The organism is Pedobacter sp. HDW13 (assembly GCF_011303555.1).
In the GTDB taxonomy this organism is placed as follows: Bacteria; Bacteroidota; Bacteroidia; order Sphingobacteriales; family Sphingobacteriaceae; genus Pedobacter.
Genome location: NZ_CP049868.1, coordinates 1,991,980 through 2,012,903 on the forward strand (window position 1 = coordinate 1,991,980; position 20,924 = coordinate 2,012,903).

Here is a 20,924-nt window from a genome sequence, read left to right on the forward strand (position 1 = left end):
TTAGTCTTTCGGACTAAGATGCTAATTCCTTGTCCTTATCTACATGTGCAGCCAGCTTATAACCAGTTGTAGCCGGATTTTTATCTTCCAAAAAGATTAAAATAATTAGCGAAATAACGGGAATTAAAAAGGAAATGAAAAACCAGAACCAAAATTTACGCCCTGTTCTTTTGGCCAAAAAACCTGCCAGTAATTGCGGCGACAATAACAGCCCCAGTACAACTGCACCGACGATTATTTCTGGCATCTGTTTTTATTAATAAGATACTGTAGAAAGGCCGCTTAGGCCATTATTGATTTTGCTTCTCTATCGGAGGCGCAGATAGCAATCCTTTAATATCGCTCTCAACTTCTTCCTCTCCTTTTTTCTTTTTCTTATTTTTTTGGCTTTTTCCGCTTAAACGCTCTTCAATAACTTTATCGTATTCAAGCTGTTGCTCTGGTCTTAATACATTCCGAATGTTTTTGCTGGTCTCGTTCTGAAGTTTATAGAATTTATCTACATCTTCCTCTTTCGAGTTGCCCGCCTGCTGCCGTTTAATTAAATCAGCCTGCTCTTTAGCCTGGTTATAGGTAAAGCTATATATCACACTTTTTTGCGTACCATTTAGTTTTAACCTTTTATCCAGTTCATCTACATTCTTTTGGGCAATTTCTGTAGGGGTGGGCATCTTATTCTGTTGCGCACGCACCAAACCGTTTATACCAATCAGAATTACCAATAAAATTACAAGCCTTTTCATGTTAAACATTTAATATGTGCGAAGTTACTCAATTATCTTAAAACAAGAAAGTCCCGATTTACACCGGGACTTTCTAAAATTTTATTGGGTTTTAATTACAATGCTTTTTTGTAAAGCTCAGCAACTGCATCCCAGTTAATCACGTTCCAGATTGCCGCTAAGTAATCAGGACGTTTGTTTTGATATTTTAAGTAGTAGGCGTGTTCCCAAACATCGATACCCAAAATCGGGGTACCTTTTACTTCAGCGATATCCATTAAAGGATTATCCTGGTTTGGAGTAGAAGAAACCTGAAGTTTTTTATCAGCACTTACTGATAACCATGCCCAACCTGAACCAAAACGGGTTGCACCAGCTTCCTGTAATTTAGTTTTAAGCTCAGCAAACGAACCAAAAGTTTCGTTAATAGCTTTAGCTAAATCGCCAGTTGGCTCGCCACCTTTATTTGGACCTAAAATGTTCCAGAATAAAGAGTGGTTATAGTGGCCACCACCATTATTTCTAACAGCAGCAGGGAATTTTGAAATATTTTTTACAACGTCTTCGATTTTAGCAGTTGCCTCAGGTTTACCTTCTAATGCTTTGTTTAGGTTGGTAACATAAGCCTGGTGGTGTTTATCATGGTGGATTTCCATGGTAGTTTTATCAATATGCGGTTCTAATGCATCGGTTGCGTAGTGTAACGCAGGTAATTCAAAAGCCATAATATGTTATGTTTAAAGATTTAAAAATGTTTCTTGTAGCAAATATAACATTAGAACGTTAAGATTTGTTCATGTTATTATCATCAAATGGTTTTCTTTGGAAAGTTGTAATAATGGAAAAGTTGAAAGTTATGACAATCAAGACGATAAGCACTGTTTATTCTGGAGATAAAAAATGGTTCATTATTGATAGTTAGATTTCATCTATTTGATTCGTTTATAAGCCACGTGGCTATTGACCATTAACTACCAACTAATTATTGACCGCAGAACCTATCTCTTTTTGACGAAGAACCCCTTCATCAATGCCGCACATTCCTCTGCCATTACGCCGCCTTTCAATACCGTTTTAGGATGAAGTAAACTTGCGCCTTTTGAAATAAAGCCTCTTTTTTCTTCCCTGGCGCCGTAAACAATGCGGCCAACCTGTGTCCAGTAACTTGCGCCAGCACACATTACACAAGGCTCGATGGTTACATATAAAGTACAGTCTCTTAAATATTTGCCACCAATGGTTTGTGCTGCAGAGGTAAAAGCCTGCATTTCGGCATGGGCAGTTACATCGTTAAAGCGCTCGGTTAAATTATAACCACGACCAATAATCCTGTTTTTACTTACCACTATCGCCCCAATCGGAATCTCATCTTCGGCCAAAGCTTTTTTAGCTTCTTCGAGCGCCAGCTTCATGTAATGAATATCTTCCGCTTCAGGATTGGTATCTTCGAAATTATAAAAACTCATGGCGTAAAGATAGGGTAACACTTCCGAAGTTTCCAAAAGCTAAAGTGCTGGCGCCCTAGAAAGGCGTGAATGTTAAATCAGCTTACTTCCGTTAGGTACTTTACGCTCAACGGCTGTGAGTACAATATCTCCGCTCTCGTCGGCAAAGCCAGTTACCAAAAATTCTGACATAAATTTACCAATCTGTTTTTTAGGAAAATTAGTCACCGCCACAATCTGTTTACCAGGCAATTCAGCTAATGTATAATGTTTGGTTATTTGAGCACTGCTCATTTTTATTCCAAATTCACCAAAATCGACCTTAACTTTATAAGCAGGCCTTCGGGCCTCGGGAAATTCGAAGGCTTCTAAAATAGTACCAACCCTTAATTCAACTTTTTCGAAATCATCCCAGCTAATCTCTTGCATAACTTAATTCTAAATGTGTAAAAAACAAAAATATAAATTCCCGTGTAAATCTGCTTGTGATACAATTAAATGAAAGAAATGTTACTCTAACCATTTATCTCAACACATGCTTCAGGTGCTGATTTTTATAAAAAATTTGCGTTTTATATTTTATCATCTATCTTTATGCAACCGTTTGCATAAACCAAATATAAAATTAATTTAAAACCATGTATTTATTAGGGATTGATTTAGGAACTTCATCTATTAAAGTTGCACTTGTAGAAGTTGCAACGCAAAAAAAAGTGGTTACAGCACAATATCCGGAAGAAGAAACTCCAATCAAATCATTAAAACCGGGCTGGGCAGAACAATCGCCAAACGAGTGGTGGCAAAATGTACAGCAAGCCATTTTAAAATTGAATGCAACCGGCCTGTTTAATCCTAAAGATATCAGTGCTATAGGCATTGCCTACCAGATGCATGGTTTAGTTGTGGTAGATAAAGATCAGCAGGTATTGCGCGATAGCATTATTTGGTGCGATAGCAGGGCAGTTGAACTGGGCAACCAGGCTTTTGAAGCTATTGGCCAGGAGAAATCGTTAAAGCACCTGCTCAATTCACCGGGTAATTTCACAGCTTCTAAGCTGGCCTGGGTAAAAGCAAATGAGCCGGATGTTTACACTAAGATCGACAAAATTATGCTCCCTGGCGATTATATTGCCATGAAATTAACCGGAGTCATTACCACCAGTATCTCGGCACTTTCTGAAGGTATTTTCTGGGATTTTGAACAGCATGAAATCTCGAAAGACGTAATGAACTATTACGGCCTCAGCAATAACCTGATTCCTGAAGTAAAACCATTGTTCTCCAGCCACGGACTTTTAAAAGAAGATATTGCTAAGCACCTTGGTTTAACAACAGGCATTCCGGTGGCTTACAAATCGGGCGACCAGCCCAATAACGCACTTTCTTTAAATGTGTTAAAGCCTGGTGAAGTAGCTGCTACCGCCGGAACATCTGGTGTTATTTACGGCGTAAGCAACGACCTGACCTGCGATCAACAATCGAGAGTAAACACTTTTGCGCATGTAACTTACACCGAAGCACAAAAGCACACTGGCGTTTTGCTTTGCATTAACGGCACCGGCAGCATGTACAGGTGGGCAAAACATACTTTCGCTCCAAATTCAACCTATGCGGCATTAAACAACTTAGCAGCAAGCGCACCAATTGGCAGCAACGGCTTAAAAGTACTTGCCTTTGGCAACGGCGCCGAACGCATGTTAAACAATCAGTATACTGGCGCACAACTATTGTGTATCGATTTAAACACCCATACACAAGCCGATATTTTCAGAGCTGTGCAGGAAGGCATTGCCTTTTCATTCCGATATGGATTAGATATTATGAGGGAAAACGGCATGAGGCCGCAGGTAATAAGGGCAGGTAAGGCCAACCTATTTTTAAGTGATGTTTTTGCCCAAACCTTTGTCGATGTAACAGGCATCCCGGTAGAACTTTATGAAAACGATGGCAGTGTTGGTGCAGCCTTAGGGGCAGGCATTGGAGCTGGGATTTTCAGTAGCGCAGAAGAAGCTTTTAAACAACATGAGGCTATTAAAACATTAACACCTCAAAACAGTGAAGTATACGAACCAATTTATCAGGATTGGAAAACCATATTAATAGAACAATTAGTAATGAGTTAATGGTTAATAGCGCATAGCCACAATGGCAATTAACTATCAACCAAAAAACCATCAACAAAAAAAACAAATAAACACCATGACAAGAGTAGTAACAGGAGTGAAAGAATTTTTCAAAGGTATTGATCAGATTCAATTCGAGGGCTTAGAAAGCGACAACCCATTAGCGTTTAGATGGTATGATGCCAATAAAATAGTGGCGGGAAAAACCATGACAGAGCATTTTAAATTTGCCTGTTCATACTGGCATTCATTTAATGGCAACGGTGCCGATCCATTTGGTGGTGCAACACATATTTTTCCCTGGGATGAAAAGAAAGATGCTGTAGAAAGGGCAAAAGACAAAATGGATGCTGCTTTTGAATTTATTACCAAAATGCAGATTCCTTATTATTGTTTCCACGATGTGGATGTAGTAGACTATGGTGATGACATTGCAGAAAACGAACGCAGGCTTGAAGCGCTGGTGGCCTATGCCAAACAAAAACAAGCCGAAAGTGGCGTGAAGTTACTTTGGGGAACCGCCAATTTGTTCAGCCATAAACGCTATATGAACGGTGCCTCTACCAATCCAGATTTCCACGTACTGGCACACGGCGCAGCGCAGGTTAAAGCCGCCCTTGACGCAACAATTGCCCTTGGAGGTGAAAACTATGTATTTTGGGGAGGGAGAGAGGGTTACATGAGCCTGTTAAACACAAATATGAAACGCGAACAGGAGCATTTGGCAAGGTTTTTACATACTGCCAAAGATTATGCCCGTAAACAAGGTTTTAAAGGTACATTCTTTATCGAGCCTAAGCCATGTGAGCCATCTAAACACCAGTATGATTATGATGCGGCTACAGTTAGGGGCTTTTTGCAGCAATACGATTTATTAAACGACTTTAAATTAAACCTGGAGGTTAACCATGCGACTTTGGCAGGCCATACTTTCCAGCACGAACTACAGGTTGCGGTAGATACCGGCTTACTAGGTTCAATCGATGCCAACCGTGGCGATTACCAAAACGGCTGGGATACCGATCAGTTCCCGAACGACATTAATGAACTGACCGAAGCGATGCTGATCATTTTAGAAGGCGGCGGCCTGCAAGGTGGTGGTGTAAACTTCGATGCTAAAATCCGTCGTAACTCTACCGATCCAAAAGATTTATTTTACGCACATGTAGGTGGTATGGATATTTTTGCCCGAGCACTGATAACCGCCGATGCTATTTTACAGAAATCGGACTACAAAAAAACAAGGACCGACCGTTATGCTTCGTTCGATAGTGGCAAAGGAGCAGAGTTTGAGCAGGGTAAACTAAGTTTAGAAGATTTAAGAAATTACGCAGCAGAAAACGGCGAGCCGGAAGTACGCAGCGGTAAACAAGAGTATCTGGAAAATTTAATTAACAGGTACATCTAATTGCAGGCTAAAAGATTAGGTTACAAAATAATAAATGTCAATTTAACATTTTATAACAAAAAAATTTGAAATTTAACTAATGATTTTATTACATTTAGCCCTCTAAACCAAATAACTTATCTTAAATGAAAGTAACAGATTACATTATTTTTCTAGCCTACTTTGCCATTGTAGCAATTTATGGTTTTTGGATTTACCATCGTAAGAAGCAAACGCAGATGAGCAGTAAGGATTATTTCCTTGCAGAAGGTTCACTTACCTGGTGGGCAATTGGTACATCGTTAATTGCTTCGAACATTAGTGCTGAGCAATTTGTAGCAATGAGTGGTGACGGATTTAAAATGGGATTAGCTATTTCTACTTACGAATGGATGGCAGCTGCAACATTGGTAATTGTTGCTACATTTTTTATTCCGGTATATCTTAAAAACAAGATATACACCATGCCACAATTTCTAAGTCAACGTTACAATGGTACTGTTGCAATGATTATGGCAGTGTTTTGGTTGTTATTGTATGTTGTCGTTAACTTAACCTCAATCTTATATTTAGGTGCATTAGCTGTAAGCAGTATTTCGGGTATTGGATTCTGGTATTGTATGATGGGCTTAGCCATTTTTGCTGTAATTATAGCATTAGGTGGTATGAAAGTAATTGGTTATACAGATGTAATCCAGGTAGCATTCTTAATTTTCGGTGGTTTAGCCACAACTTATCTGGCACTTAATTTAGTGAGTGATCACTTTGGCGGAAACGGAGTATTGGATGGTTTAGCCTTCTTAAGAGAAAAAGCGCCCGACCATTTCCACATGATATTTAAGAAAGACAGTGCCAATTATGCTTCCTTGCCGGGTATGACTGTACTACTTGGAGGGATGTGGATTGTAAACTTAAACTATTGGGGCTGTAACCAGTATATCACCCAACGTGCATTAGGTGCTGATTTAAAAACTGCAAGAGCAGGTATTTTATTTGCTGCCTTTTTAAAGCTTTTAATGCCGTTAATCGTGGTTTTACCGGGTATCGCTGTTTACATGTTGTATCAGGAAAAAACAGGTATTGATGTAAACTCAATGATGCCGGGTGGCGAGCTTCGTCCGGACAGGGCTTACCCTACTTTATTGAATATCTTACCAACAGGATTAAAAGGTTTATCTTTTGCGGCCTTAACTGCTGCAATTGTGGCCTCGTTAGCGGGTAAAATCAATAGTATCTCTACCATTTTCACTTTAGATATCTTTAAAAAACACATTAATACAGAAGCCAGCGAGCGTAAACTTGTAAGAACCGGCCGCACTGTAGTAATTGTTGCAATGGCTATCGCAATCGCCATTTCACCTTTCTTAGGTATCGATAAAAAAGGTGGTTTCGAATTTATTCAGGAATACACTGGTTTTGTAAGTCCGGGTATTTTCGCCATGTTTATTTTGGGTTTCTTCTGGAAAAAAACAACTTCAAATGCAGCTTTATTTGCTACAATTGGTGGTTTTGGTTTATCAGTATTGTTAAAATTCTTACCAGGAATGATGGATTTATCTTTCCTACACGATTTCGGATTCTCGGTAGCCAACGCAGATGGAATTTACGAAATACCTTTCTTAGATAGAATGGGTTTTGTATTTGTAATTTGTATCGTTGTGATGTATGCCATTAGTATGTTCGAAAACAGCAAAGGCGATAAATCACATGGTTTAGAAGTAGATACAAGTATGTTCAAAGTTCATCCATCATTTGCAGTTGGATCGCTGTTAGTGTGCGGAATTTTAGTTGCACTTTACTCTATTTTCTGGTAAAATTAAAAATCAAGAATATGCAAAAGGCTCGCAATGAAAATTGTGAGCCTTTTTTTATTAACAGGAATTGGTAACTTTATTAAACAGGTTAATTGCTATGTTATGAAAGCACCCGATTATTACCAACCCATAATGCCTTACCTCTGCATTAAGGATGCGAGCCAATTTATTGATTTCATTAAAACTGTTTTTGATGCTGAGATTAAGTTAATTGTACCGCGTGAGGATGGAAGTACCATGCACGCTGAAGCCACGATTGATAAAGGCACAATTATGTTTACGCAGGCCAACGAAATGTATTCGCCCTATGGCTCGGCTTTGTTTATTTTTCGCCCAGGGCAATGGCATTTTACGATAAGGCTATGGCAAACGGAGCAACCTCGGTACAAGAGCCTGATGAAAGGGATTATGGCTTAAGTGCTGGTTTTACCGATGCCTGGCACAACACCTGGTGGTTAGCTGTTCCTGATGAGGAATAATTAATTGGCTGATTACCACTATTTCGGTCGGCGATGATACCTACCGATAACGTAATTATATGGCTCATGGAGACACAGCCAATGGCGCGTAATTACTGTGCACAAGGGCCGTCAGGAATTTCCTTACTGATTTTTAAGACTTTGGTAACTACCAACGTCGAATCAAAATCAGCCGAAACCATAGAAGTATCAGATTTGGCAAAAAAACCTTCCAGTTCTACGTAAACAGGCTCGTACGGTTTTTCGAAACCCAGATTACTGTAAGATAGCTCAAGGGTTCTTACGCTATCTTTAACCCAGTATTCGCGACCATCTTCGCAAAGAGTAAACGATTTCATTTCGGGGCCAAAACTATATAAACCCTTAACCGTTTTCAGGTTACTATTCTCTCCCTCGGCATTATCTTTTCTATTACAAGCGGTAACCGCTACGCCAAGGAGCACAACAAATACAAAAGCTTGCTTAAATAACTTCATTTTATATGGTTTGATTTATTTGATCGATCTTTTTAACACTTAAATTGGATGACAAAGCAGATGCCAAAAATGAGAAGATGCCTACAGTAACAAAAACTAAAACAAAATCTTTCCATTTCAACCCTATTGGATAAGCACTTACCAGGGTTTTATGCTCATCTTCACCCATCTTTATAAAGCCATAAGTATGTTGGAAATAGTAGAAAATAACTCCGATTATTAAGCCAAGCACGCAGCCCGACATGGTAATCATCATCCCTTCGAATAAAAATATACGTTTTATTAACTTTTTTCCGGCACCCAGGCTACTCAAAATTGCCACATCTTTTACCTTATCAATCACCAACATGGTTAACGAGCCTATGATATTAAATATAGCAATAATCAGGATAAAAGTAAGAATAATATATACTGCCCATTTTTCGGTGTTTAGAATGTGGTAGAGCGATTTATTCTGCTCTGCCTGATTCCTCACCTCATAATCCTTTCCGGTCCTTTCAATCACTTCATTTTGAAAGCGGTCTACATCCGTGCCCGGCTGCAGATTGATCTCAATAGCCGACACTTTTTTATCTTCGCCAAGCAACTCACGGGCAAAATCGAGCGGAACAATAATGCCATTATCAAAATCCTGCTGCACTTCAAAAACCCCGCTTACCCGGATACTTTTTGCTACAAAATCGTCGGCTGGATTGATATTGTTCACCGAAATATCCTTTTTGGGCGAATAAATTTCCAGTTCGGTAAAGGGATCAACAGTATTAACGGCCAGATAGCTCTGTAAAGCCGAGCCAATTACTGCGCTGGCTCCACTGCTATTGTGCAAAACAAAACGGCCTTCTTTTATCGTACTATCGAGTTTGTTGTTTTTTAAGTAATCGAAGCTAACTCCCTTAACCATGCCCACAGCCTGCTTATTGTTGTATTTTAACAAGGCATTTTCCTGTAGCACCTCTGTAAAAGTATAAACTGCCTTATTTTGCCTCAACTGGTTAAAATAGGTAGTATTGGGGTCAAACGTCTTTCCTTTAGCCGGTGTAATGGCAATTTGAGGGGTAATGGTATCGAACATACTCAACACTACTGTCTCTAAACCATTAAAAACCGACAAAATGATAATTAACGCGGCACTACCTACCATTACGCCTACCATCGATATACCCGAAATCAGGTTGATGGCATTGGTAGATTTTTTGGCAAAAAGATACCTTTTGGCGATATAGAAAGATGTGTTCACTGCGGTAAAGATAGTTAAAATGTAATATGGATGATGTGAGATGGAAGATGTAAAATGAATAGCCCCATCAACCCTTTTCCATTTTACATCAAAAAAAGTATAGTCCCATCATTCCTTTTCCATCTTCCATTTTACGTCAAAAAAATGGATTATGCTGCTTTTCAAAACCTATGCTGGTTGCCGGTCCGTGGCCGGGGTAAACTTTGGTTTCATCAGGTAAGACAAATAGTTTATCGGTAATGTTTTGAATTAATTGCTGATGGTTACCGCCCGGTAAATCGGTTCGGCCAATACTGCCATAAAAAAGCACATCACCACCTATTAAAATATGGTCTGACGCACTATAAAAGCATAAATGGGCAGGCGAATGGCCTGGTGCGAAAATTAAACTTAGTGTACTGTTTCCAAAACTGATTGTTCCGGTTTCGGGCAGAAACGTATCAGGCTCTGGCGAAAGCTCGTAATGGCTAAAGCCCATTTGCGGCGCATAGCCGGGTACGGCCTGTAATATTGGCAATTCGCCTATGTTAAACTGCGGCCTTAAACCATAGGTATCGAACACAAATTTATTACCAAAAACATGGTCTAAATGGCAATGCGTGTTGAGCAACAAAACAGGTTTAAGGTTATTTTCTTTAATAAATGAAACCAGTTCGTTCTGCTCGTAGCCTTCGTACATTCCCGGATCGATAATTACACATTCTCCGCTCTCATCATATAAAACGTACGTATTTTCACTATACGCATTAAAAGTTAATGTTTTTACTGTAATCATATTGTTGTTAGTTTTTCCATCTAAAGGTGGAAATAAGTTTATCAATATCTTTTTTAATGAAATTGATTACGGGCGCAATCGAGTCGTACTGCGGACGTTCGTTGAAATATAATGCCCCTCTGAAATAATGTTTTGCACTATCGGTTAAAAAAAACTGAACCGATGAGGCGGTATTTCCTTCAATGGCATAATAAATTCCATATACCTTATGATCGGGATAGTTGATGAGCTTCTGGTCTATTGCACTTGCTTTGATGGTGTGTTTAAAGGCGAGCTCACGGGTATATTCTAAAAGCCTGTCGTATTCTGGTTTTCCGGCTACTCCATGATAGGTGAGGTGAATGTATCCGTTAAATTGAGGAAAATGCAAATTATACCAAAAAGGCTGCGCATCTCTCCCGGTGTAGGCTTCAATTTTAGCATAAACCGGGTAGTCAAAGGTAAATGGTGCATCTGATGCAAATTTTTGATATGCCCTTGCAGGATAATAAATTCGAAAATAACTTTTAGGTTTCGGACTATAATCTTGATTTTGGCAGGCTGTTATGCATAAAAGCAGTGCAAAGGGTAAAAAAATCAGCAGTTTTAGTTTCATTCCTCAGAAGATTGCTTAATGGTTAACAGCATAAAGATAAACCAAATTATTTATTCCAGATGGCCCAGGCTTTTTCTGCCTGCTGATGCAACATTTCCAGTCCGTTTTTAACTTTTGCCCCACCGGCCGCAGCCTTAATCAGAAATGCCGTTTCTAGCGGATTGTAAACCAGATCGTAAGCCAAATGCTTAGACCCCAACAAACTGTAATCGATATCAGGAAAGGTATCTACATTTGGCGACATGCCCAACGGCGTTGTGTTGATTAATAATTTATGTGAAGTTAAAATTTCAGGTGTGATATCCGAATATAAAATGGCCCCTTCAACTGCTTTACGCACCACTATCTGATATTCGATATTTAACTTTTCTAAAACATACTTTACAGCCTTAGCTGCGCCTCCATCACCAAAAACCAGTGCTTTGGTATGCTGAGGTTCTAATAAAGGTGTTAACGACGCTTCAAAACCATAAGCATCGGTGTTATAACCCTTTAAATAGTTTTTCCCTTCAAAACTTTTAATGGAAATACAGTTAACCGCACCAATTTTATCGGCAGCTTCCTCTACCTCGTTTAAATAGCAAAGAACATTTACCTTATGCGGGATAGTTACATTTAAGCCACAAAGTGCAGGATTTTCACTTAATAAATCAGGTAGCGATTTGATATCTTCGATAGGAAAAAGCTCATATTGATGATCGGCAACCCCCTCATTTAAAAACTTTTCGGTAAAATATTTTTTAGAGAAAGAGTGAGAGAGTGGATATCCGATTAAGCCGTAAGTTTTCATAAGCACATATACATTCATTGCGAGACAGTACTTCCCCAAGAGGGTAAGCAGTGCCTCGCAATGCAGAAATTTTATATTATTTACCTAAGTTTAAGAAATGATCAAAAGTATCCCCCCTTAATCCCAAACGAATGGTTTCCAACGGAATAACTTCGGCTGGCGCAATATTACCCAGGTTTACGTTTGCTCCAATGAGTTTAATAAACCAAACCTGTTGCTCTTTTTGGGGCGCTTCCCAGATAATGGTTTCTTCGGGTATCTGTGTCAGGATTTCATCAACTAATCCTTCGCGTACCTCGCCGCTTCCGCGGTAAATACCTACATTACCACCTTCGCGTGCTTCGGCAATAACTTTCCATGAGCCAGCTTCGATTTCTGCCTGCATCAATTTAATCCACTTGTATGGGGCAAATATTTTGGCAGCATCTTTACTACCCACTTCCGAAATTACGGTTACCTGTTTGGCCAGTTCGCTAATATAAGCGCACTTTTTATCGTGCTCAATTTCAATAGAACCATCCGAAACCTCGGCATACTCCATTCCGTACTGATCGAGCACACGCTGGTAATCTGAAAACTGATTACGAATAATGAATGCTTCAAATAGTGTTCCGCCAAAATAGGTCGGAATACCTGCACTTTTATATAAAGCTAACTTTTCTTTAAGGTTTGGTGTTACATGTGAGGTAGCCCAACCCAATTTTACGATATCTGTATGTACGCCTGCAACGTCAATAAAATCTTCAACCTGGCGCAGGCTTAATCCCTTATCCATAACCATTGTTAAGCCTTTTTGGCGTGGTTTAGCTGGACGTTCGGGAACGTTTAATAATGGATAATTCATATGCCTACAAAAGTGAAAAAAATTTTGAGATTTATTTGTTAAATTTTTCTCACAAGGTCGTTACCTAATATATCTGTTTATTACGTTCAAAATGGCACTATTATCTTGTAATTGTGGCAAATATTCGAATAAAATATAGTGTTTTTCAGGGTCAGTTGTTAAAGCCGTTTCTAAATAACCTAATGCATCGGTATAACTACCCAGCGCAAAAAGATAGGCCACCATGCGGTAGTACAACTCTGCTGCTTCGGGTTATTTTTAATGGCCTCGGCCATGGTTTCCGATGCTTCCAGCAATTTACCCTGCTCGTACAATACGGTACTAAAATCTAACCAGGCCTCAATATCAAGGGGATTAAACTCTAAAACTTTCTCATAAGCTTCGATCGATTCATCAATCTGATTCAATTTGTAATAGGCATCGGCCAATGCAAACCAGAAATCGGCATTTTCGGCTTCTAAATCGATTGCTTTTTTATAAAAATGAAGCGATTCGAAATAACGTTCTTCAAAATTAAGTGTAACACCAATCCCAAACCAGGCATCTGCCATTTTAGGATCCATTTTCACCGATTTTTTGTAATAAGAACGGGCTTCGTCCATTTTCTCGAGCTTTTCGTAACATTCGCCAATGGCACAATAAGTATCGGCATTGGGCGGTTCGTACTCAAAAGTCTGTTTGTAAACCTCAATAGCTTCTGTATACTTATCTAACTGAACCAGTGCATTGCCTTTGTTAAAGTAAGCCGAACTGAAATCTTCTTTAATCAGAATGGCATAATCGTAAGCATCAATAGCCTTTTCAAAAAGATTAAGCTTGTGAAAACTATTACCCAGGTTGTACCATGCCGCATAAGAATACGGGTCGGTATCGATATATTGCTGGTAAAACTTAATGCTTTCTTCCTGCTTATCCAATACATCATAACAGAAAGCCAGCTCGTATAATCCATCCTGGTTTTCCATGTTTTGCTCTAAGCTGAGCTTGATGTAGGTAATGGCATTTTCGTAATCAGACATGCTCTGGTAAACGTAAGCCATTTGCAGTAAAATTTCGTCGGTACTTTCGGCAAGGCCCAAAGCTTTTTCGTAATTTTCTAAAGCTTCGTCAAAGCGCTCGGTATTCTGAAAAATATTGCCACGGAGCAAATAAATATCCGGTTCTGATGGTTCCAGTAGTTCGGCTTTTTGCAAAGCGATAAAAGCCTGTTCGTGGTTGTTGGTTAAAATGTACAGATGAGCCTGCTTGATTAAAAAAACAGTTGCGTAAGGGTGTTGACTAATTGCAAAATCAACTACCTGCAAAGCTTTGACCGGATCATTTTTCTCAATGTAGAAATCTACAATGTATTCAAAAGCGCCTGCATCGAAAAAATATTGGTCCTGATTGCGGAGCATTTCTTCGTAACGTTCTACTGAGCGTTGTGCGTCTTCGTTGGATTCAAAAAAGAATTCTTCTTCCATATATTATACTATTAAAGAACCGTGCCAATTAGCATAAAAACACATTATAATTTTACTACTTTTAATTATCCGTTTTTAAAATAATTATTAACATCACCTATTTAAAATGATGTAAATAGCTGAATATAAAGCTTATTAACTGTGATTAAGATGTGTGGATAATCAATAGATTTTTGCAACATCGCGGTTCCTTTTCCCTTCTTTCACAAAAATACTATAAATTTATGACACAAACGTAATGAAGAAGTCATGAAAGGATCAGTCATTTTTGCCCTGTTTTGGATCTGCTTTGGCCTACAGGCCTTTGCTCAAAAGGATGAAGAAAGCGCCATTAAAAAAGCGGTAAATAATCTTTTTACTGGCATGAAAACCAACGACAGCACCCTAACACGTAGTGCTTTTGCTACTGATGCAGTAATGCAAACCATTGTTAATAAGGATGGGAAAGTGAATGTACGGACCGAGTCGGTTAACAATTTTATCAAGTTAATTGGCACTCCGCATGAGGATCAGTATGATGAACGGATTGTATTTACCAAAATATTAATTGACGGCCCCCTTGCTTCGGTTTGGACGGATTACAAATTTTATCTGGGCGATAAATTCAGCCACTGTGGCGTAAATTCCTTTCAGTTGGTAAAGGGCGATAAAGGCTGGCAGATTGTTTATATTATTGATACAAGAAGGAAGGATGCCTGCAATTAGGATAACGGCTTTGAAGTAAGTGAAAAAAGGCTGGTCATGTTTTTCATGCCAGCCTTCTTTGTTTTTCAACCTGCTCGTTATTCTTTACCTAAATCTGCTGCACCTTTTTTAAACAATTCAGCCTGCTTGTTTAGGTTTTCTTTAGCTGCACCCGTAGCTGCAGCAGCCTGTTTTTGTTTAGCCTGCACAGTTGCAGTATAAGCGCCTGCCAATTGTTTGTTTAAATAAGCCTGCAGTTTCAATCTTTCAATAACATCGCTAATATTCTTGATTCCCTTTTCGGTAACCTCAGGGTTAGTATTTGCCCTTAAATATTGAAAATACTGGCCAATGGTGGCGAAAATTTTACTTCTGTCGCCAGTAGCCATAATGTTTTCGTAAAAGGCCTGGTGCTCATCTCTTGGATCGCTGATGTATAATGTTGCAACCGAACCGGCAATATGGTCTTTAGTATCTGCATCTAAAGCCGCTAAAGCGGTACTACCTTCTTGCGGTGCCAGTTTAGCTAAACCACCAAGTCCGGCAGCAATTACCTTGTACGAACGGTCTTTTAAACTTTCGTTCATTAAAGCTTTATAGGTTTGGTCGCCAGTTTCGGCAAGTTTACTTATCGCTGCCGATCTTACTTCGGTATCTTTATCACTTTTGGCCAATTGTAGCAGAACTGGTAAGGCCGCAGCTTTTATCTGGGCATCTTCCAAATTCAGCCCATCAATGCTCAAAGCACGTAAATCAGCCGATTTATCTTTTAAACCTGTTAACAATACCTGCTGCCCGCTGTTGGCTTTGCTTTGCATAATAAACTGCAAGGCCTCAATCCGGTTGGCATAACTGGGTGCATTTTTATACTGGAAGTAGTAATTTTCGGCGGTTTTATTGTCGTTGGTTTCGCCTACCACAATTTTATCTACGTCGAAATCGATCAAATCGGGTTTGGTACTTACATCGAAGCTAAAGTTCTGTTCACGGCTGTTAATCAGGATTTCCTTTCTGATTTTTTGTTCACCGGCATAAATATCGATTTTAACAGGCAGGGTAAATGTCTGCACGCTGGCATCTTGCGTTTGTTTAACTTTAATGATTGCTTTACCATTTTCGTAACCATAATCGATGCTTAAAACCGGGTGACCTCCATTGTAATACCACTGGTTAAAATAGGGGCTCCAGTCTTTACCGGTTACCTCTTCCATAGCCAGGCGTAACTGGTGCGTTTCGCCATTTTTAAAAGCATTGCTAGTTAAATAACGGTTAAGTGATTTATAAAAAGCGGCATCGCCCATCTGGTTTTTCAACGCATAAAGAATAATCGATCCTTTGGCATAGCTGATGTTATCGAACATATCTTCCTTATCGTTATAATAAAAGCGGGCCAACACCGGGCTTTCGCCTTTTTTAGTCGAACCAAGGTAAGATTGCAGTTTTTCATAACGCGATTTATCTTCAGCATCCTGACCGGCATCGTGGCCATGCCAGATTACTTCGCCAAAAGTGGCAAAAGATTCGTTCATGGTTAAATTAGACCATGATTCGGCAGTTACATAATCGCCAAACCACTGGTGAAAAAGCTCGTGTGCAATGGTACCTTCTTCATTTCCATCTAACAGCTCGCGATCAGTTTTTTGCACATGCTCGCCATGTAAAGTAGCAGTGGTGTTCTCCATTGCTCCCGAAACGTAATCGCGGCCCACTACCTGCGAGTATTTGTTCCATGGATAATCTACCCCAAGCAAATTGCTGTAAAACTGAATCATATCAGGTGTTTTACCAAAAATCTGCTTCGCGTATGGTGCGTATTTAGGCTCCAGGTAATAGCTCACCTCCTTACCTTTATAGGCATCTTTAGTGATTTTAAACTCTCCTACGGCCATCATAAACAGGTAAGGTGAGTGTGGCAAATCCATTTTCCAGGTATCAGTTCTTGTACCATCGGTATTGGGTTTCTGGCTTACGAGTTTACCGTTTGACAGGGTGGTGTATTTCGATTTTACTGTCATCGAAATTTCCTGTGTAGTTTTCTGGTCGGGTTTATCGATAGTTGGAAACCAGGCCGATGAAGATTCTGTTTCACCCTGCGTCCAGATTTGCGTTGGCTTATTTTTATCGGCACCATCCGGATTGATAAAGTACAAGCCTTTGGCATCGGTAATTGCCGCGCTCCCCTTCACTTTCAACTCATCGGGTTTGGCTGTATAAGCAATGTATACAGTATATTTCTCTGTGTTGGTATACTTTTTATTTAAGTTGATATACAGCTTATTATCATTGTAAGTGTATTTAAGTGGTGTATTGCCTTTTGGCCCAACCAGCGCAATACTTTTAATATCCATCCCTTGCGCATCAAGCGTTAGCGAGTCTGTAGCGTAAAAATGAGGCTTTAAAGTAAGCCATGCTTTACCGTGCAGGTAGCGTTTTGCATAATCGAAAGAAACATCGAGTTTGGTATGTACCAGGTCATTAACTTTGGTTGCGGTTACTCGGTAAACATTAAGGTTATTAGATTTTTCAGCAGTTTGTTCCTGTGCGAAAAGAGGATTGGCCATAAAAGCAGCAGCCAATATTACCCCACAGGCAATAAAATTTTTATTCATTTCTTAAGATTTAATAAGTCAGTAATCTTTGAGGCAAGGTATTAAGAATTGTGGTAATTAAATATTAAAATTTTTGTTAGTAATATTTAAAACTAATTGGTTGCAACAGGTTTTAAAATATAGCCTTTAGCCGCCAGTCCTTTTATCAGGCCTTCATCACTTACCAAGTGACCTGCACCAACGACAATAAACAGCGATTCTTTTTCCATCAAAGCAGGCAGTTGATCTAACCAGCGTCGATTCCGATTTTTGAGCATCTCAGTCATAAACGCTCGATTTTCTTCATCTTGGATTTTAAAGAGATCAGTTAGTTTATCAATATCCTGAGCAAGGTAATAATCCTTAAGTTCCTTTGCCCTAAGTTTGCTTTTATCCGATTCTCTGATCGATTTTAACAAGGCCTTTTTTTGCTTCTGCAAATCGTCATCAAATAATAAAGCGCCCTGGTATTCGGCGGTTTCTAAACCATAAAGGGATTTTGCATTACTTTTGGCATACTTCTGAAAGCTGTCATCTATTCCATCGGCCACTTCCTTTATTTCGGGATTGTCGAGTAGCATAACCATGACGCTAACCAGGGCAGGTTTGAAGGTATTGAGCAATTTTAGATCAATATCTGGATTCTTAGCTTTAATATAATCGTTTACTTCTTTGTACTCCTCTGGCGTAAATAAACTATCGAGTTTATTGTTTTTCATCATTAAAAATGGCGCCATTCTTCCCTGTATAGTGCTATCCATTACGATCTCGCCTACCACACCATCAACCGTTTTTAGTTTCTCCTGCAAAACCCGCATGGTATCGGCAAACTTTCTGCTTGTAAAATGATGGGTACCAAATAAATATGACGGTTTCTTTAATCCATTGCCAGAAATTTCCCACAGCAGCGTGTTGGTTGCTTTTTTGGTTTGTGCTTTAAGGCTAAGCCCAAAGCCCAGGAAAGCAATGAGTAATAATTTAATGTTTTTCATTGAGTAGTCGTTTTAGTAAATGTTAGGGCAAGATATTAAGAATTGTGATAAAGTTAAGCACCAAATGTGTGCTGCTTTCCTTTATTTTTTTGTTGTTTTGTGTAAACCGTTAGAAATATGATTACAGATATTCAATCCATTTTAAACAAATTGGGCGTAAATGCCGATAACGCAGCATTTAGCACAGGAAGCCATTGGGGAGGAGCGGCAAATGTAAAAACTTTGGAAAGTTTTTCGCCTGTAGATGGAAAACTGATTGCTTCGGCGAAAGTGGCAACCAGTGCTGATTACGAAGCTGTTGTGCTTCAAGCACAGACTGCGTTTACCGAATGGCGTACAGTTCCTGCTCCAAAACGAGGCGAAATTGTTCGCCAGTTTGGCGATGCCCTGCGTGAAAACAAAGCTGCTTTGGGCACACTGGTTTCATATGAAATGGGGAAAAGTTTACAGGAAGGTTTTGGCGAGGTACAGGAAATGATCGACATCTGCGATTTTGCCGTGGGTTTATCGCGCCAGCTATATGGCTTAACCATGCACAGCGAGCGCCCAAACCACCGCATGTACGAGCAATGGCATCCGCTGGGTATTGTAGGTATTATTTCGGCCTTTAACTTCCCGGTTGCGGTTTGGAGCTGGAATGTTGCCCTTGCGCTGGTATGCGGCAATGTGTGTATCTGGAAACCATCAGAAAAAACACCATTAACCGCTATTGCCTGTCAGCATATTATTGCAAAAGTTTTTAAAGCAAATGCTGTTGCTGAAGGCGTATGTAGTTTAATTTTAGGCGATAAAGAAGTTGGTGAACAGCTGACAAATGATGACCGGGTTTCTTTGGTTTCTGCAACAGGATCCACACGAATGGGCAAAGCAGTTGCGGCAGCTGTTGGTGCACGCCTGGGCAAGAGTTTACTCGAATTAGGTGGCAACAATGCCATTATTATTTCGGAACATGCTGATTTAGATATGAGTTTAATTGGTGCAGTATTTGGAGCTGTTGGCACCGCTGGACAGCGATGCACTTCTACCCGCAGACTGATTATTCACGAAAGTGTTTACGATGCCTTCACCTCAAAGCTGGTTAATGCCTATGGGCAATTGCGCATTGGCAATCCTTTGGATCAAAACAACCATGTTGGTCCACTGATTGATACGGATGCGGTTACTGCTTACCTTGATTCAATTGAAAAATGCAAGGTAGAAGGCGGTCATTTCGTGGTAGAAGGCGGCGTATTATCGGGCGAAGCTTACCAAAGTGGTTGCTACGTAAAGCCATGTATAGCAGAAGTAAAAAATGATTTTAAAATTGTGCAGCACGAAACCTTTGCGCCAATTTTATACTTAATCAAATACAAAACACTGAATGAAGCCATCGCCTTGCAAAATGGTGTTCCACAAGGACTTTCATCGGCAATTATGACCTTAAACCTGAGAGAAGCTGAACAATTCTTATCGGCCAACGGATCTGATTGCGGCATAGCCAACGTAAATATTGGTACCTCGGGGGCCGAAATTGGTGGTGCTTTTGGAGGCGAAAAGGAAACTGGTGGCGGTCGCGAAAGTGGATCGGATGCCTGGAAAGCTTATATGCGCCGGCAAACCAATACAATTAATTATGCCAATACTTTGCCACTGGCGCAAGGTATTAAATTTGATTTGTAGATAATTCTTCAATCCTGCATTAAAAATGCAGTGTCCGCTGCCCCTCGTTTGTAATGAGGGTAAAATAAAAAAGGCGCTAAATTTAAAATTTAGCGCCTTTTAAGTAAAATATATGATGGAGTTAGAATAGTTTTTCCAATAAAGCTACGTCTATGTCGCTATAGCGTGATGGATTGCTATTGGCTAGTACAACTGGTTTCGCCGTTACTTTAATGAAGCTTTCAGCGGCAGTAAAATCGCCCATTTTAATTTTCGATTCTGCCCCGATTGCAGCGATGTGTGTTTCTGTAGAGCCAGCTAATTTCAACGTTGCTGCATCTTTAATTTCTGTAGATAAATTAACCGTATTGGCCTTAATATCAGCTGATGCCTTATCGTTAAGTACAATATTCAGGTTTAACAGGTTAAAATTTCCGGCAGTACTTACTGTTGCAGTGTTTGAGGCTTCGATAGCTGATAAGTTATTAACATGAGCAATAACCATTAAAGTATTTTTATCAAAAGAACTAATCCGCAGTTCAGCTCCTTGTTGTTGCACCATTGCATTTTTGCCGTAGTATTGATCGTAAATCTCAACACTTTCTTTAGCATCCTGAACCAGGATTAATTTAACATTGCCTGATACCACAATTTTACTGATGTTTTTCACTTTTGTTAAAGCGGTATAGCTTGCTGTGTTTTCTGTAGCATTTGCTATGACTGTTGCACTACTTAAAGTAACCATTACCAATGCAGCTGCAAATAATTTTTTAATAGAATTTTTCATGACCTTAATATTTTATAAATCCTTTATTACCAGTTGTTTTTCTGAAAATAAGACGACTGTTTCCCGAAAACGTTTCAGGCAGAGC

The 20,924-nt window shown here is 39.5% G+C and carries 20 protein-coding genes and 1 pseudogene; 6 read left to right on the forward strand and 15 right to left on the reverse strand.

Translation table 11 applies throughout. The features are described 5' to 3' along the window. Nucleotides 1-13 precede the first annotated feature (13 nt). The 5 genes from G7074_RS08360 to G7074_RS08380 all read right to left on the reverse strand — a co-directional run bounded on the left by G7074_RS08360 (nucleotide 14) and on the right by G7074_RS08380 (nucleotide 2,596). On the reverse strand, nucleotides 14-247 hold the full coding sequence (locus G7074_RS08360) for a hypothetical protein (protein ID WP_124561991.1): 234 nt from the start codon (nucleotides 245-247) through the stop codon (nucleotides 14-16). A gap of 43 nt (nucleotides 248-290) precedes the next feature. Beyond that, nucleotides 291-743: a hypothetical protein gene (locus G7074_RS08365; RefSeq protein ID WP_166207926.1), complete on the reverse strand. Its 453-nt coding sequence runs from the start codon at nucleotides 741-743 to the stop codon at nucleotides 291-293. Nucleotides 744-838: 95 nt separating this feature from the next. Further along, nucleotides 839-1,447 carry a superoxide dismutase gene (locus G7074_RS08370; protein WP_124561989.1) on the reverse strand — a complete coding sequence of 203 codons (609 nt, stop codon included), beginning with the start codon at nucleotides 1,445-1,447 and terminating at the stop codon, nucleotides 839-841. A 273-nt stretch (nucleotides 1,448-1,720) separates the two neighbouring features. After that, complete coding sequence (locus tag G7074_RS08375) at nucleotides 1,721-2,188, reverse strand: nucleoside deaminase (protein ID WP_166207929.1); 468 nt, start codon at nucleotides 2,186-2,188, stop codon at nucleotides 1,721-1,723. A gap of 72 nt (nucleotides 2,189-2,260) precedes the next feature. Next, nucleotides 2,261-2,596 carry a tRNA-binding protein gene (locus G7074_RS08380; protein ID WP_124561987.1) on the reverse strand — a complete coding sequence of 112 codons (336 nt, stop codon included), beginning with the start codon at nucleotides 2,594-2,596 and terminating at the stop codon, nucleotides 2,261-2,263. 209 nt (nucleotides 2,597-2,805) lie between these two features. Between G7074_RS08380 and G7074_RS08385 the strand changes: the two genes are divergently transcribed. The 4 genes from G7074_RS08385 (at nucleotide 2,806) to G7074_RS08400 (ending at nucleotide 7,908) form a co-directional block, all read left to right on the forward strand. Next, nucleotides 2,806-4,290, forward strand: coding sequence for a xylulokinase (locus G7074_RS08385; protein WP_124561986.1), 1,485 nt, complete (start codon nucleotides 2,806-2,808; stop codon nucleotides 4,288-4,290). A gap of 76 nt (nucleotides 4,291-4,366) precedes the next feature. Further along, on the forward strand, nucleotides 4,367-5,698 hold the full coding sequence (xylA, locus tag G7074_RS08390; RefSeq protein ID WP_166207932.1) for a xylose isomerase: 1,332 nt from the start codon (nucleotides 4,367-4,369) through the stop codon (nucleotides 5,696-5,698). A 125-nt stretch (nucleotides 5,699-5,823) separates the two neighbouring features. Further along, entirely contained in the window at nucleotides 5,824-7,491 is a 1,668-nt protein-coding gene (locus G7074_RS08395) for a sodium/sugar symporter (RefSeq protein WP_124561984.1), read from the forward strand. A gap of 102 nt (nucleotides 7,492-7,593) precedes the next feature. Then, nucleotides 7,594-7,908, forward strand: a complete 315-nt coding sequence (locus G7074_RS08400) for a hypothetical protein (protein ID WP_166207937.1) — start codon at nucleotides 7,594-7,596, stop codon at nucleotides 7,906-7,908. A gap of 154 nt (nucleotides 7,909-8,062) precedes the next feature. On the opposite strand, the gene G7074_RS08405 is transcribed toward G7074_RS08400, so the two are convergent. The 7 genes and pseudogenes from G7074_RS08405 to G7074_RS08435 all read right to left on the reverse strand — a co-directional run bounded on the left by G7074_RS08405 (nucleotide 8,063) and on the right by G7074_RS08435 (nucleotide 14,150). Further along, nucleotides 8,063-8,446: a hypothetical protein gene (locus G7074_RS08405; RefSeq protein WP_124561982.1), complete on the reverse strand. Its 384-nt coding sequence runs from the start codon at nucleotides 8,444-8,446 to the stop codon at nucleotides 8,063-8,065. Between the two features lies 1 nt (nucleotide 8,447). Continuing rightward, nucleotides 8,448-9,683, reverse strand: a complete 1,236-nt coding sequence (locus G7074_RS08410; RefSeq protein ID WP_124561981.1) for an ABC transporter permease — start codon at nucleotides 9,681-9,683, stop codon at nucleotides 8,448-8,450. Between the two features lie 136 nt (nucleotides 9,684-9,819). Beyond that, nucleotides 9,820-10,458 (reverse strand): MBL fold metallo-hydrolase, encoded by a 639-nt coding sequence (locus tag G7074_RS08415; protein ID WP_124561980.1) that lies wholly within the window; start codon nucleotides 10,456-10,458, stop codon nucleotides 9,820-9,822. Nucleotides 10,459-10,465: 7 nt separating this feature from the next. Beyond that, complete coding sequence (gldD, locus tag G7074_RS08420; protein ID WP_124561979.1) at nucleotides 10,466-11,053, reverse strand: gliding motility lipoprotein GldD; 588 nt, start codon at nucleotides 11,051-11,053, stop codon at nucleotides 10,466-10,468. 46 nt (nucleotides 11,054-11,099) lie between these two features. Next, nucleotides 11,100-11,843, reverse strand: coding sequence for a shikimate dehydrogenase (locus G7074_RS08425; protein WP_124561978.1), 744 nt, complete (start codon nucleotides 11,841-11,843; stop codon nucleotides 11,100-11,102). A gap of 76 nt (nucleotides 11,844-11,919) precedes the next feature. Further along, complete coding sequence (locus G7074_RS08430; protein WP_124561977.1) at nucleotides 11,920-12,687, reverse strand: phosphosulfolactate synthase; 768 nt, start codon at nucleotides 12,685-12,687, stop codon at nucleotides 11,920-11,922. A 60-nt stretch (nucleotides 12,688-12,747) separates the two neighbouring features. Further along, nucleotides 12,748-14,150: pseudogene (locus tag G7074_RS08435) on the reverse strand (tetratricopeptide repeat protein). Between the two features lie 249 nt (nucleotides 14,151-14,399). Between G7074_RS08435 and G7074_RS08440 the strand changes: the two are divergent. Continuing rightward, complete coding sequence (locus G7074_RS08440) at nucleotides 14,400-14,855, forward strand: nuclear transport factor 2 family protein (protein ID WP_124561975.1); 456 nt, start codon at nucleotides 14,400-14,402, stop codon at nucleotides 14,853-14,855. Between the two features lie 77 nt (nucleotides 14,856-14,932). Here the strand turns inward: G7074_RS08440 and G7074_RS08445 are convergent, their stop codons facing one another. Both G7074_RS08445 and G7074_RS08450 read right to left on the reverse strand, forming a co-directional pair. Then, on the reverse strand, nucleotides 14,933-17,443 hold the full coding sequence (locus G7074_RS08445) for a M1 family metallopeptidase (protein WP_124561974.1): 2,511 nt from the start codon (nucleotides 17,441-17,443) through the stop codon (nucleotides 14,933-14,935). Between the two features lie 92 nt (nucleotides 17,444-17,535). Further along, nucleotides 17,536-18,414, reverse strand: a complete 879-nt coding sequence (locus G7074_RS08450) for a TraB/GumN family protein (protein ID WP_124561973.1) — start codon at nucleotides 18,412-18,414, stop codon at nucleotides 17,536-17,538. Between the two features lie 117 nt (nucleotides 18,415-18,531). On the opposite strand from G7074_RS08450, the gene G7074_RS08455 reads away from it, so the two are divergent. Further along, a complete protein-coding gene (locus tag G7074_RS08455) occupies nucleotides 18,532-20,073 on the forward strand; it encodes an aldehyde dehydrogenase family protein (protein ID WP_124561972.1) in 1,542 nt (513 codons plus the stop codon). Between the two features lie 121 nt (nucleotides 20,074-20,194). Here the strand turns inward: G7074_RS08455 and G7074_RS08460 are convergent, their stop codons facing one another. Next, entirely contained in the window at nucleotides 20,195-20,839 is a 645-nt protein-coding gene (locus G7074_RS08460) for a GIN domain-containing protein (RefSeq protein ID WP_124561971.1), read from the reverse strand. Nucleotides 20,840-20,924: the final 85 nt, after the last annotated feature.

What these genes read in the sequence shown, in the direction of transcription:
- G7074_RS08360 (WP_124561991.1), bottom strand. Translation starts at nt 247, where the DNA reads ATGCCAGAAATAATCGTCGGTGCAGTTGTACTGGGGCTGTTATTGTCG.
- G7074_RS08365 (WP_166207926.1), bottom strand. Translation starts at nt 743, where the DNA reads ATGAAAAGGCTTGTAATTTTATTGGTAATTCTGATTGGTATAAACGGT.
- G7074_RS08370 (WP_124561989.1), bottom strand. Translation starts at nt 1,447, where the DNA reads ATGGCTTTTGAATTACCTGCGTTACACTACGCAACCGATGCATTAGAA.
- G7074_RS08375 (WP_166207929.1), bottom strand. Translation starts at nt 2,188, where the DNA reads ATGAGTTTTTATAATTTCGAAGATACCAATCCTGAAGCGGAAGATATT.
- G7074_RS08380 (WP_124561987.1), bottom strand. Translation starts at nt 2,596, where the DNA reads ATGCAAGAGATTAGCTGGGATGATTTCGAAAAAGTTGAATTAAGGGTT.
- G7074_RS08385 (WP_124561986.1), top strand. Translation starts at nt 2,806, where the DNA reads ATGTATTTATTAGGGATTGATTTAGGAACTTCATCTATTAAAGTTGCA.
- xylA (WP_166207932.1), top strand. Translation starts at nt 4,367, where the DNA reads ATGACAAGAGTAGTAACAGGAGTGAAAGAATTTTTCAAAGGTATTGAT.
- G7074_RS08395 (WP_124561984.1), top strand. Translation starts at nt 5,824, where the DNA reads ATGAAAGTAACAGATTACATTATTTTTCTAGCCTACTTTGCCATTGTA.
- G7074_RS08400 (WP_166207937.1), top strand. Translation starts at nt 7,594, where the DNA reads ATGAAAGCACCCGATTATTACCAACCCATAATGCCTTACCTCTGCATT.
- G7074_RS08405 (WP_124561982.1), bottom strand. Translation starts at nt 8,446, where the DNA reads ATGAAGTTATTTAAGCAAGCTTTTGTATTTGTTGTGCTCCTTGGCGTA.
- G7074_RS08415 (WP_124561980.1), bottom strand. Translation starts at nt 10,458, where the DNA reads ATGATTACAGTAAAAACATTAACTTTTAATGCGTATAGTGAAAATACG.
- gldD (WP_124561979.1), bottom strand. Translation starts at nt 11,053, where the DNA reads ATGAAACTAAAACTGCTGATTTTTTTACCCTTTGCACTGCTTTTATGC.
- G7074_RS08425 (WP_124561978.1), bottom strand. Translation starts at nt 11,843, where the DNA reads ATGAAAACTTACGGCTTAATCGGATATCCACTCTCTCACTCTTTCTCT.
- G7074_RS08430 (WP_124561977.1), bottom strand. Translation starts at nt 12,687, where the DNA reads ATGAATTATCCATTATTAAACGTTCCCGAACGTCCAGCTAAACCACGC.
- G7074_RS08440 (WP_124561975.1), top strand. Translation starts at nt 14,400, where the DNA reads ATGAAAGGATCAGTCATTTTTGCCCTGTTTTGGATCTGCTTTGGCCTA.
- G7074_RS08445 (WP_124561974.1), bottom strand. Translation starts at nt 17,443, where the DNA reads ATGAATAAAAATTTTATTGCCTGTGGGGTAATATTGGCTGCTGCTTTT.
- G7074_RS08450 (WP_124561973.1), bottom strand. Translation starts at nt 18,414, where the DNA reads ATGAAAAACATTAAATTATTACTCATTGCTTTCCTGGGCTTTGGGCTT.
- G7074_RS08455 (WP_124561972.1), top strand. Translation starts at nt 18,532, where the DNA reads ATGATTACAGATATTCAATCCATTTTAAACAAATTGGGCGTAAATGCC.
- G7074_RS08460 (WP_124561971.1), bottom strand. Translation starts at nt 20,839, where the DNA reads ATGAAAAATTCTATTAAAAAATTATTTGCAGCTGCATTGGTAATGGTT.